The sequence below is a fragment of the Salinimicrobium sediminis genome, from assembly GCF_900215295.1.
GTDB lineage: Bacteria > Bacteroidota > Bacteroidia > Flavobacteriales > Flavobacteriaceae > Salinimicrobium > Salinimicrobium sediminis.
This window is the reverse complement of sequence record NZ_OCMF01000002.1, coordinates 449,575-464,655: the sequence shown is the minus strand read 5'-3', so window position 1 is coordinate 464,655 and position 15,081 is coordinate 449,575. Positions and strand designations below refer to the sequence as shown.

Here is a 15,081-nt window from a genome sequence, read left to right as displayed (position 1 = left end):
GAGGCTTCCGGATGCAATGGAAATTAAATTTCTAAAATTGGAATGCTATGGAATTTGCTTTACTCGACCAGATTATTTTTGCGTCTTATGCATTGATGATCATTGGGATTGGGCTGTGGGTGTCCCGCGGAAAGGGAAAATCATCCGAAGACTATTTTCTTGCCAGTAAATCTCTGCCGTGGTGGGCGATAGGAACCTCCCTAATCGCTGCCAATATCTCTGCCGAGCAGTTTATAGGAATGTCGGGTTCCGGTTTTGCTATAGGTTTGGCTATCGCCTCTTACGAGTGGATGGCAGCAATTACACTTATCATCGTGGGTAAATATTTTTTACCCATTTTTATTGAAAAAGGGCTTTACACCATTCCTGAATTTATCGAGGTGCGCTATGGAACCAACCTGAAGACCATACTCGCGATCTTCTGGATCGCGCTTTTCATTTTCGTGAACCTCACCTCGGTACTGTATCTGGGTGCCACGGCCATAGATACTATTGTGGGAACAGGGGACGGTTCAGTATTCCTTTACGCAATTGTAGGACTGGCTCTTTTTGCGGCTGCCTACTCCCTCTATGGCGGACTCGCCGCGGTTGCGTGGACCGATGTGGTGCAGGTAGTGCTGCTTATCGCCGGAGGACTGATAACCACCTACATCGGCCTTACCCATGTTTCTGAAAGCGGAAATGTCATAGATGGTCTGGTTACCGTTTATGAGCAGGTGCCCGAGAAATTTTCAATGATCCTCGAAAAAGGAGAAATTATAACCCCGGGAGGAAAAGATGCCTGGTGGGATCTTCCCGGATTGGCAGTGCTTCTGGGCGGAATGTGGGTAGCGAACCTCTACTACTGGGGCTTCAACCAGTATATCATTCAAAGGACCCTGGCAGCAAAAAGCCTAAGGGAGTCACAAAAAGGGATAATCCTGGCCGGATTTTTAAAGCTGCTTATTCCTTTGATCGTGGTAGTCCCCGGAATCATTGCTTATGTGATGAACACCGGCCCCGGAGGCGCTTTTTCTGATGAGTTTACCGATCCTTCCTTTATAGCTGAAGGCGGAAGGATCATCAACGATAACGCCTTTCCATGGTTGATCAAGGAGTTCGTGCCAATTGGACTTAAAGGACTTGTCCTGGCTGCCCTGGCTGCAGCTATTGTTTCTTCAATAGCTTCAATGTTGAACTCCACGGCGACTATTTTCACCATGGATATTTACAAACCCTATATTGAAAAAGGTGCTTCTGAAAACAAATTGGTAAAAGTAGGACGAATTTCGGCGTCCTTAGCCCTAGTCATTGCTGTTTTTCTTGCTCCTCAATTGAGAAATCTTGGACAGGTTTTCCAATATATTCAGGAATATACAGGGGTGGTTAGCCCGGGGATTCTTGCAGTATTCATGCTGGGATTGTTCTGGAAAAAAACTACCAACAATGCAGCAATTTGGGGAGTACTGGCATCCATTCCTATTGCTTTGTACTTTAAGATAGGAACCAATGGGTGGATGGATGGTTCTTTCTTTTTAGAACTTCCATTTATGCATCAAATGTTCATTACCTGGATCCTGACCATGTTGATCATGGTGGTGATTAGTTATATTGAGACCAGGGGAGCAGATCATCCTAAGGCGATTATTATCACTAAGAAGCTGTTTAACACCGGGCCGGCATTTAATATCGGAGCCTTTATCATCCTTCTCATAGTGACCATGCTCTATGCAATTTTCTGGTAGAGGAGGGATCAGCCATAATATTTAATATCAAAGACCGGTAAATTTCCCGGTCTTTTCTTTTCTACAGGTATCAAAAATGACATTTTCAAGACCTTATAGCCGGGTATAATGAACCTCGGGTAATTCCCTGAGAGTTTCGGCAGCCTGTTCTGCAGTAATATCCCGTTGAGGCCTGGCGAAAAGCTCGTAACCTACCATAAATTTTTCAGGGTTTTGGAAGGCAACAGCGGCGGCTAAAAGGACAGGAAATGCCAGTGATCATCATTTTTTTTGTCGGTGGGTTGCGGGTAGATTCGGCATCGTGTAGGGTTATTAACTCTTAAATAGGGTAAAGGAGAATCAGAAGGAAAAAAGAGAGCCCGATCAATTGAGCGGGCTTTCCTTATTCTCTTTTAAAAAGTACTTATTCCATTATCGAATAAATTGCATATCCATTTGCTGGAGCCCGAAGCTGTACTTTTCCATCAGCCGCGGTAGAGGTGCTAAAATTGATATTACCGCTATAATCCATAACAGGAGTAGAATTCCATTTTGTTTGGATGTCACCTCTTGCTTTAATGTTATTTGAAATGTTGATGTAAAGAATTAAACCGGGGTTCGTAGCTGTTCCTTTTCTTTGCATTACGTACTCATCAGCGTCTACATACAATACTTCAAAATCACCGGTAGCAATTGTATTGTTAATGAGGATAAGTTGATTCAGCTCTTCCTGGAACGAAGGGTTCTCATAATCTGAATAAAAAATTGTGGGATAACCCGGATGAGTTAAAATAAAAGCATAGGCCTTCATTTTATTGGCTGCCGCAATATAATTATCCTGATTGGTATCCTTCTCGGTATCATGATTGGCGGTAAAGGTTACAGCTTTTGTGGGATGGGTTTTCCATAGCATGTCTTTTTGAAGATAGGTAAGATCATCAAAACGGTCAAAAGCTTCATCCAATTTGTAGAAAGTGGAGAAATCAAAAGCTCCGCTACCTGTCTCTTCAACATAATTTCTAAGGTTGCCCGCATTTCCATCCCACATTTCCACCACTGAAAAACCACCAACTTCGTCTAGCCAGTCTTTGACTACCCAGGGTTCAAAACCGAGAACATAGTCAAACCTCCAGCCATCAAATCCCATCACATTCTGATAGTATTTTGCTACTGAATTTTCTTTTTTCCAAAGCCAGTCCTGTACATATTCACGGTGGTGATCCAGATTTGTTTCAGCATAAAAAAGGCTTCCCGGATCATACTGGCTTACACTATTAGGGTAAAAGTACTCAAAGTTCCTGTTGAACATTCCTGAAGCATTTCCATGTTCCTGGTCAAAAAGTGTATAGGTATTGTAACCTCTGTAAGGGTTGAATTGTTCTCCTCCACCTGAGTTGTGATTGATTACAATATCTGCAATTACTTCAATTCCATTGGAATGAGCAGCACTGATTAGGTCTTCTAATTCAGCTCTGGAACCAAACCGGGTTTCAGTAGTTCCGTGTTGAAAATAATCTCCGAAATCAAAATAATCAGAAACATCATATCCCATAGAATACCCTCCAGACTGACCTTTAGTTGCAGGGGGTAACCATATACGATCAATTCCTGCTTCTGCCCATTCATCTACCTGTTCAGATAAGACATCCCACCATTCATGCCTTGGTTCCACATCCCAATAAAAGGCCTGCATCATTACTCCTGTTCCGTTGTCATAATCTGTCAGGTTTATGGGCTGTGCTGCTGCAGGAGGCGGATCTACTGTTCCACCGCCCGTGCCTGGGTCGGGGTCTGTTCCTTCGTCGTCTGAAGAACAGGCTCCCAAAGTGAGCAAGACGAATAGGAAGGGGTATATATATTGTTTAATTTTCATGTTTAAAAGGTTTTCAAAAGGAAATAAAAAAGGCTGTCTTAAAAGTCAAATGAGCGCCAAATCATTAAAAACGACGTCTTTAGACCTTTGGGACAGCCTTTTAAGTAAACTTAATTTTTAACTAACGTATAAGTATAATCTCTTGGATTGCTTAAATCCATAGTTACAGTATAGTTTCCACTTTCGGGAACACCAATGTTGTCTCCTCCAAATTCTAAAGTACCATCAGCACCAGTGTCACCAAGGTTAATATCCCAACCATCATTTGCTCTAAACTTGATACCATTGTCTGGAGCCACTTGTTCAGTAAGCTCTAAGGTAAGTGTCCAAAGTTTTGTTTCAGGATTGTAAACCAGGTCTGTATCAGAATCCCATCCTGTAGGAGTAGCATTTCCAATTAATCCCCAATCTACTTTTGTCAGGCTATAGGTCATTTTCTCAGTGTCAACTTTAAACCAATAATAACCTCCTGTGCCATCAGGCGTACCGGCATTTTTTTCTCCTTCCTGCTTAAGCTTTCCTGTAAAAACTCCATCGGTTTCTCCTGCGTCACCATAATCTCCATCAAAGCTTGCATTTGTAGGTAAAAACTTAAATTGAGGTTTATCCACGTTTAAATAAACAAATCCTTCATAATCTGTTTTTGCAGGTCCAGAGGCTGCTAGAGGCACTCCGTCTGCAGGAGTCCAGTCAGATCCATATCCACCTGCTCCCTGGAAGTTTCCTACCACATAGATCTTTGGAAGTTCTACTTCTCCACTAGTATCTTCGACTAATTCTACAGTGATACCAACCGGTTCAGAAAATTGCTCCACAGTGGTTGCAGGGTTTTCCCCTGCGTAAGCCCGAACCTGGAAGTAAACAGTTCCCGAATTTGAAGCCTCAGTATCAGGATCGGTGTCCAGACCAGCTTCCTCTGCAAGAGCAAGTAGTTCCCCTACAGTGACTGCCTGATTGGTTGTAGCGATATCGCTCTCAATCACAGTCATATTTTGAAACGATTCATCGGCAGAAGCCTGTAGTTCATATCTTACTGTAGTTTGTACATCCATGTCAACTTCATTCCATACAAACCTCTCTGCTAAATTGGTAGCATTGGAGGGTTTGAGAATGTACGAAGGCAGGAAGGTATTCATAAAGGCTATTCCTTCCGGATCTGGCTTAGCTACAAATGTAAACTCATCATCTGTTGAACAGGCGTTGAATACAAGAGCCAGAATGGCAGTGACTAAAATTGATATTTTTTTCATTTTTATATGTTTTATTAGTAACCGGGATTTTGGGTTAGGTTAGGATTTACTGAAATAATATTACTTGGTAAAGGGAACAGTTCTCTAAAAGGTTCTACTGCAGTACCATTTTTGGCTCCGCCTTTAAATGGCCAAAGATAATTTGCTGTTGTAAAGTCATTGAATCGTATGAGATCGGTTCTTCTTTGTCCTTCCCAGTACAACTCTCTGGACCTTTCAGCCTCTATGAAATCCAAAGTAAGATCGGCAGCAGTTATGTTTCCGGAGTTATCTCCAAAAGCTCTTTCCCTGAGTTCGTTAATATAAGCCACAGCAGTTCCTACATCGCCTCCTTCTCCTCGTGCAACAACTTCAGCGTAATTAAGATAGATTTCGGCTAATCGAATAAGAGGAAGATCTGTGTCAACATATTCACCTGACTCGTCATTCCCCTGGTTTCCTTCAGAGTCAATATTCGTGAACTTTGTTACGGCATAACCATCAGTAAAAGTATTGGCGATGGTATTTATTTCAAATTCCTGGCCATCTGTATAGAACATAGCGCGACCATCTGACCAGGCTATAGGATCACCGTCACCATCTCTCTCTGTAACTGCATAGTCGAATTTATTCACCAGTGCCTTAGTAGTTCTTAGACCACCCCAGCCCCCGTTAACTCCAAAATCTGAAGCTTTCATCGAACCACCTATTGCTGCATGCACAAGAAATGTAGTTCCTCCATAGGTTCTGGAATTAATTCCATCAAAATTGATGGCGAATATGAACTCATCTTGAGCCCCATTAGAATCATTATCTGCCAAAAATAATTCGTCATATGCAGATCCATTGCCGTTGGCATCAGTCGTATTAATAGAATAAGAAGAATTGATCACCTTGTTGGAAAATTCCAAAGATTCAGCATACATCTCTGTGCCGGTCCATACTTCTGCATTCAAATATAATTTGGACAGGAGAGCCCATGCAGCTACTCTATCTACACGTCCGTACTCATTTGCCCCACTCTCTAATAACTGATCCTGTATTTCAAGCAGTTCAGATTCCACGAATTCGAATATCTCCGTTCTTGTATTCTGTTCCGGTAAGGAGGTTGTTACTTCCTTTACCAAAGGAACATTGCCAAAAAGATCAATTAAATTGTAGTAGGCAAATGCTCTCAGGAAACGAGCTTCAGCAATAAAAGCCTCTGCTTCCTCACCTTCCAGTCTACCTGCGTTATCAATAAATGAATTGGCAAAAGAAACCTCCTGTGCCAAACGATAGTACATCCCGGTGGTAAAATCATTACTTGCACCCCAATTCATAGCATGGAGGTTTGGCAGGCCTGGATCTCCCCATCCTACAACAGCATGATCTGTAGTCAATTCGTTCAAGCTAAATAACATCCTTGAATATTGGGAGGTACCTTCATCAATCCCGGAAATATCTGCATCACCGGCAGGCCCTTCCTGTCCTGTTAGGCTTAAACTTGCGTAGAGCTTGGCTAAGGCTCCTTTTGCTTCTGCGGTACTCGCAAAAACATTTGTTTCAGTAAAACTGTCCGGATCAATAGGTTCCTGATCCAGGTCTGCATGACAGGCATGTAACGCCAAAGCCGGAATAAGCAGAGCCAAAATTTTAAAATGTTTTATTTTCATTTTCATTTTTTTAAAAATTAAGATTAGCGCCTATGGCGAATGATCTTGGTCTTGGATAGAAATTGTTATCTATTCCACCATCAATTTCCGGATCTAAACCATCATAATCGGTTATAGTCAGCACATTTTGCGCAGAACCAAAAATTCTTAGTGTAGAATTTTTTATAACCTCAGGAAGTGTATATCCAAGGGTAATATTATCGATCTTGAAGAAAGAAGCTTCCTGAATGTAATAATCACTTTGAAGATTAGTTTCAGTAAGCGACAAGAATCGGGTGTTGTAATAATCTGAATGCAGATTGGTCAGAATACTATTTTCTGAAGCTCTTATTTCGTAAGATTTACTTGATGCCATGTTATTATAGGCATAGTTCCCAATGTTTGCTCTTGTAACAACAGAGAAATCCAGGTTCTTGTAATTCAAGTTTGTATTTAGACCCATAATGATATCTGCATAAGGATCCTTATAAATGTACCGGTCGGAATCATTGATAATGTTGTCACCGTTTCGGTCGACATAAACTCCTTCAATAGGATATCCTTCCTCATTGTAAACCTGCTTATAAACCCAGTAACTAAATGGAGAATATCCTTCCTTATGAAGCTGGATATTATTACCTGTTCCTCCATTTATTCCTCCCACCTCTACCTGGTCTGGCAAATTTGTAATCTCATTAACGTTATAAGCAATGTTATACCCAATGCTCCACTTGAAATCTTCAGTTTCTACAGGTAAAATATTGATATCAAATTCGATACCTTTATTCTCCATATCTCCAATATTTTTATCTATTCCATTAGAAAAGTTGGTGAATGGATCTACTGTTACGAAACTGATCAAGTCCTCGGTTTTCTTGATATAGGCATTGAAGGATCCGGTAACTCTGTAATCGAACAGACTATAGTCCAGTCCGGCGTTGAAAGTCTTTCCAACCTCCCAGCGAAGATTCTCATTAAATTCTTCCGGGCGGTAGGTTTGGAAATACCCCGATCCAAATTGATAAGTCGCATTTGATCTACTTCCGGTGTATTTTGTAAGGAAGTTATAATCTCCAAGACCATTCACGTTTCCAATTTCTCCATATCCAACGCGCAGCTTAAGCTCATCAAAAGTGCTGGAATCGGTGAACAGGTTTTCATTGTGTATGTTCCATGCTACGGCAACAGAAGGAAAATAGCCCCATCTGTCATTTGGGTTCAGTTTGGACGAAGCATCAGCTCTCAAAGTGGCGGTAAGCAAGTACCTTTGATCAAAATTGAAATTAATTCTTCCGAAATAAGAAAGTAAGACACTTCTCCATTTATCAATGAATTCGTAATCATTCCCATCTTCTTGTGCTTCACTATCGAAATTGTAAGTTTCGTTTTCAAATTTTTGATAGGAATAACCTGCAACAGCATTTATGGAATTATTACTAAATTCTTTTTGATAGGTTAAATAGGCATCGAATAAACTATTTGTTGCCTCATTAGTATATCGCGTGTTTGCTCCATTCCAATCAAGATCTGAAGATGGCATTTCAATGGAGGTTCTGGTCCTTCCGTGACTGTTTGTTTTATCTAAACCAACATTTACAGTAGCTGTAAGATCTGGCATGAAGTGCAGGTCATAATCTACTTTTGCATTTCCTATGAACCTTCGCACTTCAGAATTATCATCCTTCAGATTGATCAAGGCTAGTGGGTTAGTAGGAGAGAGATTGTTCTTTACTCCTTCAGAGTTTAACCAGGTGAAATAACCTCCAAAGGGAGAATCTTCATCATATATGGACTGGGTAGGATCAAAATCCACAGAAGCCCCTATAGCATCCCTGTTGGCAAAAGTATTTTCGGTATACATTCCTCTACCGTTCAATTCTAGAGTAAGATGTCCATCCAGAAAATTTGGCCTTAAGTTTATAGAAGCAGTAGACCTTGTGAAATTGTCTCTTTTAAGGATTCCATCCTGATCGGTATATCCAAGGGAAGCTCTTACCGGCATAAAGCCGCCAATGTTTCCGGTAGTACTAAAGTTGTGGTCCACCCCAAAGGCAGTAGTATATATTTCATCCTGCCAGTTGGTGTTACTTTCACCTAACCTGTCAATTGCAGCATCACTTCCAACCTCATTGATTAAGGTGCGGAATTGGTCTGCATCAAGCATATCTACAAAATCGGTAGGCTCATAAACCGTTGTTACCGCGGAATAATTGAATTTGAAATCCATTCCTTTTCCCTTTTTGGTGGTGATCAAAATAACCCCGTTGGCTGCTCTCGATCCATAGATTGCAGTGGAAGAAGCATCTTTTAAGACACTCATACTCTCGATGTCATTCGGATTAATAAAATCCAAGACGTTTCTTGATCCTCCAATGTTATCATTATCTATAGGCACCCCGTCCACAACGATTAGAGGAGAGCTATTTAAAGATAAAGATCCCTGCCCTCTTATAATTATGTTCTGACCTTCACCAGGTGCACCACCTCCCGAGGTAACGTTTACCCCGGCGACTTTCCCTGTGATTAATTGACCGGCGGTAACAATTGAACCTTCGTTAAAATCTTCAGTCGAAACCTGGGAAACCGCACCGGTAGCATCCTGCCTCCGAACGGAACCATATCCTACTAATACTACTTCTTCCAGTACTGCTGTATCGGGGGATAATTCTACGTTGATTGTTTGCTGGCCTGTATAGGGAATTTCCTGGGAAGTAAATCCAACATATGATACTACGATCACATCATCCAGATTGACTCCTTCGAGAGTATATTCCCCGTCGAAATTGGTTGTGGTACCGGTTGTGGTACCTTGAATTACTACGTTAGCCCCCGGGATAGGCATCCCTGTATCGGCCTCGGTGATAAGACCGCTAACCGTAGATTGGGCAAAAAAGCTCATTGGCATCATGAACAACAGAAGCAATGTGCTTTTAATTAATGTTCTCATAAAATTGCATTATTAGGTTTTACTTGTTTTAACATATATTTCTACTTTTCCCGATATAAAAGTAGCTATTCTAAAAAGATAAGCAGGTATTAAAAAGCAGCACTACCGGTCCGAAAACGTTTTCGTGTTGAAAACTTTATTGGATTCTAATAATCACAACTAATTGTGATATTTTTGCTTTTTCCACTTTTTACAAAACCCCTGAGGACTAAAAAATGAAGCCGAAACTTACCCTTAAACAAATTGCCTTTGAACTTGATGTCTCAGTCTCAACAGTTTCCAAAGCTTTACGAGACAGCCCGGAAATTGGAGAAGATACCCGGCAAAAAGTGAAAGCCTTTGCCAAGTTATATAACTACAAGCCCAACAATATTGCTTTAAGCTTAAAGAACCGGAAGACAAGAACTATAGGGCTGGTTCTTCCGGAAATTGTACATGACTTCTTTGCAACTGTCATTAGCGGGATCGAGGAGGTAGCAAACAAGAAAGGTTATAATGTTATTATATGTCTCTCCAATAACTCTTTTGACAGGGAAGTTATGAATATGGAGATGCTGGCTAACGGCAGCACCGATGGTTTTATTCTTTCTGTTGCCAAAGAAACACAGCAAAAAAGAGATTACCACCATTTACAGGAAGTCATTAATCAGGGTATGCCGGTGGTACTGGTGGACAGGGTAGTGGACGAAATAATTTGTGATAAAGTGATTATTGATGATGCCGAAGGTGCTGCAAAAGCGGTACAGCATCTTATAGATTCCGGTTGTAGGAGTATCGCAATAATTACCACCGTAGATTATGTAAGTGTGGGGAAACTGCGTACTAATGGGTATCTCAATGCGCTGCGGAAAAATAATATAACTGTAAATGAGGATCTGATTCTAAAAATAGAAGACATAGATCAAAGTCAGGAACAAATCGATGAATTCCTGAAGAGCCGCAATGTAGATGCGGTATTTGCGGTAAATGAACAATTCGCAGCCAGTGCGGTAAAGGCTTTAGTCTCAAAAGGCTTAACTGTTCCCGAAGATGTGCTGGTAATAAGTTTTTCTGACGGGGAATTATCCCGCAGATTTATGCCCAGTCTAAGTACAGTTAACCAGCATGGAGCCGAAATGGGTGCCCGGGCAGCTCAACTTTTAATCGAGAGACTGGAACGTGTGGTAGATGAGGAGAGGTATCAAACCGCCATTATCAATACGAGTTTAATAGAAAGAGAATCCACATTAAAAACAAAGAAGCCGGTGGTATAATTTTTTTATTATATTTGACAGATTTTTATCAGAACTTATATTTCTACTTCCCCTTTTTAAGTTTTGATAAGTCTAAACAGCTTATCGTAATCTAATACTACGATAATGCAAAAACGCACCTTGAGTTTTTGGGAGATCTGGAACATGAGTTTTGGATTTCTTGGTATACAACTGGGTTTTGCGCTACAGAACGCAAACGCCAGTAGAATTCTGCAAATTTTTGGAGCCGATGTTCATGAACTCTCGTGGTTCTGGCTGGTCGCACCTATTACGGGACTGGTAATCCAACCTATAATCGGTTATTACAGCGACAGGACCTGGACCAGGTTAGGGCGGCGCCGTCCCTTTTTTCTTGTGGGAGCTCTTATGGCTGCCGCAGGTCTCATCTTAATGCCCAATGCCGATCTCTTTATAGCTATTCTGCCGTCCCTGTGGATTGGAGCGGGGATGCTTTTTGTAATGGATGCTTCCTTTAATATTGCTATGGAGCCTTTTCGGGCCCTGGTGGCAGACAATCTCCCTTCAGACCAACGTACCCTTGGATTTAGTGTTCAAACCGTATTGATTGGAATTGGAGCAGTTGTAGGTTCCTGGTTGCCCTATGTGCTGGCCAACTGGTTTGACATAAGTAACCGTACTGTGGCGGGAGAAGTGCCCCTCAACCTTTTGCTCTCTTTTATTATTGGAGCTGCAATACTTGTAGGGAGTATTCTAGTTACCATTTTTACCACCAAAGAATACTCTCCCGAAGAACTCGAGAAAATGGAGGACTATATTGCCTATAGGCATTTGGCACCAAAAGAACAATCCAGCCTTTTTGACATTTTTACAGATTTTAAGAACATGCCGTTCACCATGAGGCAACTTGCCTGGGTGCAATTCTTTTCATGGTTTGGCCTTTTTGGGATGTGGGTTTTTTCAACTCCTGCAATAGCGCATCATATTTATGACCTGCCGCTAACAGACAACAGTAGTGAAACTTATCAGGATGCAGGGGATTGGGTAGGAGTACTTTTTGGAGTCTATAATGCTGTCTCGGCGGTATTTGCATTTTTCTTGCCTGCCATTGCTTTAAAATTGGGTAGAAAAAGCACACATATGTTCTCCCTTATCCTGGGAGGTGTGGGCTTGTTGTCCATTTATATTGCTCCTAATGAATATTGGTTACTGCTGTCTATGGTAGGAATAGGTATAGGTTGGGCAAGTATTTTGGCCATGCCTTATGCTATTCTTGCAGGCTCCATTCCTCCCCGAAAAATGGGGGTTTATATGGGGATCTTCAACTTCTTTATTGTTATCCCTCAAATTATTAACGCCCTCATTGGAGGTCCCATGGTGAAATACCTGTATGGTGGAGATCCAATTTATGCTTTGGTGACCAGTGGGATAGCCTTCCTTATAGCTGCAGCATTGTGTGTAAGGATACATGATGTAGATGAACCCGTTATAGTAAAAAACGTTTAAAAATTCATGAATAATACAAAAGGAATAATATTCGACCTTGATGGGGTCATTGTTGATACTGCCAAGTTCCATTATCTGGCCTGGAGAAAAATGGCCAATGATCTGGGTTTTGATATCAGCATGGAACAAAATGAACAATTAAAAGGCGTGAGTCGCGTGCATTCCCTGCAGCAAATATTAAGTTGGGGAAATAAAACTGTGGATAAAACCGAATTTGAACGCCTAATGGCGTCAAAAAACAAAGATTACCTTGAAAGAATAGCCCATATGGACGAAGAAGATCTCCTGCCGGGTGTCAAAAAAGTGCTGGATTACTTAACCGAAAATAAAATTCCTTATGCTTTGGGTTCAGCCAGTAAAAATGCAAGGCCGATACTGAAAGGTCTTAAGATTGAAAAGAGATTCAAAGTTATTATTGATGGCAATGATGTTACTAAAGCAAAGCCCGATCCCGAGGTTTTCCTTGTCGCTGCCAAAAAATTAGATCTGCCGCCTTCAGATTGCGTGGTTTTTGAGGATTCGGTGGCAGGGATCGAAGCAGCGAATCGGGCAGGAATGATAAGTGTAGGGATTGGAGACAAGGAAATACTGAAGGAAGCAAATTACAATTTCGCCGATTTCACTGAAATAGATATAGATTTTATAAAGAAAATTCTTAGAAAATAAAGAAATGAATCAGGATTATATCATACCAAACAATTGGTCCATTCTTGAAGAAGGATTTGATGCAGAGAGAGTAGAAGCCTCCGAAAGTCTTTTTAGCCTTGGTAACGGGGCGATGGGACAACGGGCCAATTTTGAGGAAAATTATTCCGGAAGCACCTTTCAGGGGAGCTATATCGCCGGAATTTATTACCCCGATAAAACTAAAGTGGGCTGGTGGAAGAACGGCTATCCCGAATATTTTGCAAAAGTACTCAACGCTCCCAACTGGATTGGGATCAATGTAAGCATCAACGGGGAAGCTCTTGACCTTCATACCTGTAAGGATGTTAAAGACTACCGCAGAGAATTCAACATGAAGGAAGGTTGGTATGAGCGTAGTTTTACTGCGATCATGCCTAATGAGCTTGAGGTGGAAGTGAAGGTGCTAAGATTCCTTTCCCTAAAAAGAAATGAACTGGGAGCCATTAAATATGAGCTGACGGTAAAAAATGTCGACGCAAATATCATTTTTGAACCCTATCTGGATAGTGGTATCACCAATGAAGATGCCAACTGGGAAGAGAAATTCTGGAAGACCCTGGAGATAAATACCATTGCCGACCGTGGCTTCATTACCGCTAAGACTTTTAAAACCGAATTTCACGCCACTGCTTTTATGCAGTCCAGGCTCTTTCAGGATGACCGGGAGGTAAAAACCGGGTTTTCTAAAATTCAGGAAAATGAAAAGATCAGCTTCAGGTATGAGGTAGCTGCTAAAAAAGGTGAAAAAGTCGCACTTCAGAAGTTTGGAGGTTATGTGACCGATATGAATCACCAGCGGGAGCAACTGGTTTTTGCAGCAAATAATGTGCTTGAAAATGCAGTTTCCGCAGGATTTGAAACTTTGCTAGAGGAGCAAAAACAAGCCTGGGCAGAGATCTGGGAAATGGCCGATATCGCTATACAGGGAGATGTGAAAGCCCAGCAGGGTATAAGGTTCAACATTTTTCAGCTGAATCAAACCTATTTGGGTACAGATGCAAGGCTGAATATAGGACCAAAAGGATTTACCGGTGAAAAATACGGTGGCAGTACTTACTGGGATACAGAAGCTTACTGTATTCCCTTTTATATGGCGACCAAAAACCATGAGGTGGCCAGAAACCTGTTAACCTACCGTTACAATCATCTGGGGAGGGCCATTGAAAATGCCGAAAAACTTGGCTTTACCAATGGAGCTGCTTTGTACCCAATGGTGACCATGAACGGGGAGGAGAGCCATAATGAATGGGAGATCACCTTCGAGGAGATCCACCGTAACGGAGCAATGGTTGTCGCTATTAAAAGGTATGTCGATTACACCGGAGACTTCAGCTATATCCCTGAAAAAGGTCTCGAGGTGATGATCGCCATTGCCCGCTTCTGGCAGCAACGAGCCAACTACAGCACCCAAAAGGACAAATTTGTGATCTTGGGGGTGACCGGGCCAAACGAGTACGAGAACAACGTGAACAATAACTGGTACACCAACTATATCGCGAAGTGGTGTATAGATTATTGTGTTGCTTCCATTGAAAAGGTAAAACAGGAATTTGCTTCAGATTATAGCAGGATCATTGAAAAAACCGGTCTTTCTGCCGAAGAAGTGAGCAACTGGAAAGAGGTTTCAGAAAAGATGTACTTCCCGTATTCCGAAGAATATAAAGTTTTCCTGCAGCAGGATAATTTCCTGGATAAGGAAATCGTGCCGGTGAGCGAATTGTCGCGTGCGCAAAGACCTATCAATCAAAAGTGGAGCTGGGACCGCATTTTACGCTCCTGTTATATCAAGCAGGCCGATGTGCTCCAGGGATTCTACTTTTTTGAAGATCATTTTTCAAAAGCGGAACTTGAAAAGCACTTCGATTTTTATGAGCCTTTGACCGTCCATGAATCCTCGCTGTCGCCTTGTGTTCACAGCATACAGGCTGCAGCTTTAGGTCGAATGGAACAGGCTTATGAGTTCTATTTAAGGACTTCCAGGCTCGACCTTGATGATTATAACAATGAAGTTAAGGAAGGTTGTCACATCACCAGTATGGCCGGCACCTGGATGAGTATCGTAGAAGGTTTCGGCGGGATGCGGATAGTGGACGGGAAACTTTCTTTCAACCCAAGAATTCCGAATGGCTGGGAAGGTTATTCTTTTAAGCTTAACTTCAGAGACCAGATTTTAAAGATCAATGTAGCACCCGAAAAGACCAGTTTCACCCTCGAAGGTCATGACCCGCTCGAGATCCATGTCAATGGGAATGTGGTGAAAGTGGAGCCAAGTGTGCCCTTAACCGTATAAC

General features: G+C 41.7%; 10 protein-coding genes. 5 read left to right on the top strand and 5 right to left on the bottom strand.

Features of this window, described 5'->3' with window-relative positions; genetic code table 11:
• Positions 1-47: 47 nt before the first annotated feature.
• Positions 48-1,724, top strand: a complete 1,677-nt coding sequence (locus CRO16_RS09835; RefSeq protein WP_097056205.1) for a sodium/sugar symporter — start codon at positions 48-50, stop codon at positions 1,722-1,724.
• Between the two features lie 93 nt (positions 1,725-1,817).
• On the opposite strand, the gene CRO16_RS16425 is transcribed toward CRO16_RS09835, so the two are convergent.
• The 5 genes from CRO16_RS16425 to CRO16_RS09810 all read right to left on the bottom strand — a co-directional run bounded on the left by CRO16_RS16425 (position 1,818) and on the right by CRO16_RS09810 (position 9,386).
• Positions 1,818-1,922 carry a hypothetical protein gene (locus tag CRO16_RS16425; protein WP_317042526.1) on the bottom strand — a complete coding sequence of 35 codons (105 nt, stop codon included), beginning with the start codon at positions 1,920-1,922 and terminating at the stop codon, positions 1,818-1,820.
• 205 nt (positions 1,923-2,127) lie between these two features.
• The gene (locus tag CRO16_RS09825) at positions 2,128-3,570 is read right to left on the bottom strand and encodes an alpha-amylase (RefSeq protein WP_394341398.1); all 1,443 of its coding nucleotides are present in this window, start codon (positions 3,568-3,570) and stop codon (positions 2,128-2,130) included.
• 116 nt (positions 3,571-3,686) lie between these two features.
• Complete coding sequence (locus CRO16_RS09820) at positions 3,687-4,826, bottom strand: SusE domain-containing protein (RefSeq protein WP_097056203.1); 1,140 nt, start codon at positions 4,824-4,826, stop codon at positions 3,687-3,689.
• Between the two features lie 14 nt (positions 4,827-4,840).
• A complete protein-coding gene (locus CRO16_RS09815) occupies positions 4,841-6,466 on the bottom strand; it encodes a RagB/SusD family nutrient uptake outer membrane protein (RefSeq protein WP_097056202.1) in 1,626 nt (541 codons plus the stop codon).
• Positions 6,467-6,470: 4 nt separating this feature from the next.
• Positions 6,471-9,386 carry a SusC/RagA family TonB-linked outer membrane protein gene (locus CRO16_RS09810; RefSeq protein ID WP_097056201.1) on the bottom strand — a complete coding sequence of 972 codons (2,916 nt, stop codon included), beginning with the start codon at positions 9,384-9,386 and terminating at the stop codon, positions 6,471-6,473.
• 215 nt (positions 9,387-9,601) lie between these two features.
• Between CRO16_RS09810 and CRO16_RS09805 the strand changes: the two genes are divergently transcribed.
• From CRO16_RS09805 to CRO16_RS09790, 4 genes are all read left to right on the top strand, one after another.
• A complete protein-coding gene (locus tag CRO16_RS09805; protein WP_097056200.1) occupies positions 9,602-10,639 on the top strand; it encodes a LacI family DNA-binding transcriptional regulator in 1,038 nt (345 codons plus the stop codon).
• A gap of 105 nt (positions 10,640-10,744) precedes the next feature.
• Entirely contained in the window at positions 10,745-12,103 is a 1,359-nt protein-coding gene (locus CRO16_RS09800; RefSeq protein ID WP_097056199.1) for an MFS transporter, read from the top strand.
• Positions 12,104-12,109: 6 nt separating this feature from the next.
• Positions 12,110-12,769, top strand: a complete 660-nt coding sequence (gene pgmB, locus CRO16_RS09795) for a beta-phosphoglucomutase (RefSeq protein ID WP_097056198.1) — start codon at positions 12,110-12,112, stop codon at positions 12,767-12,769.
• A 4-nt stretch (positions 12,770-12,773) separates the two neighbouring features.
• Positions 12,774-15,080 (top strand): glycoside hydrolase family 65 protein, encoded by a 2,307-nt coding sequence (locus CRO16_RS09790; protein WP_097056197.1) that lies wholly within the window; start codon positions 12,774-12,776, stop codon positions 15,078-15,080.
• The last annotated feature ends 1 nt before the right edge of the window (position 15,081 follow it).

What these genes read in the sequence shown, in the direction of transcription:
- CRO16_RS09835 (WP_097056205.1), top strand. Translation starts at nt 48, where the DNA reads ATGGAATTTGCTTTACTCGACCAGATTATTTTTGCGTCTTATGCATTG.
- CRO16_RS16425 (WP_317042526.1), bottom strand. Translation starts at nt 1,922, where the DNA reads ATGGTAGGTTACGAGCTTTTCGCCAGGCCTCAACGGGATATTACTGCA.
- CRO16_RS09820 (WP_097056203.1), bottom strand. Translation starts at nt 4,826, where the DNA reads ATGAAAAAAATATCAATTTTAGTCACTGCCATTCTGGCTCTTGTATTC.
- CRO16_RS09815 (WP_097056202.1), bottom strand. Translation starts at nt 6,466, where the DNA reads ATGAAAATGAAAATAAAACATTTTAAAATTTTGGCTCTGCTTATTCCG.
- CRO16_RS09810 (WP_097056201.1), bottom strand. Translation starts at nt 9,386, where the DNA reads ATGAGAACATTAATTAAAAGCACATTGCTTCTGTTGTTCATGATGCCA.
- CRO16_RS09805 (WP_097056200.1), top strand. Translation starts at nt 9,602, where the DNA reads ATGAAGCCGAAACTTACCCTTAAACAAATTGCCTTTGAACTTGATGTC.
- CRO16_RS09800 (WP_097056199.1), top strand. Translation starts at nt 10,745, where the DNA reads ATGCAAAAACGCACCTTGAGTTTTTGGGAGATCTGGAACATGAGTTTT.
- pgmB (WP_097056198.1), top strand. Translation starts at nt 12,110, where the DNA reads ATGAATAATACAAAAGGAATAATATTCGACCTTGATGGGGTCATTGTT.
- CRO16_RS09790 (WP_097056197.1), top strand. Translation starts at nt 12,774, where the DNA reads ATGAATCAGGATTATATCATACCAAACAATTGGTCCATTCTTGAAGAA.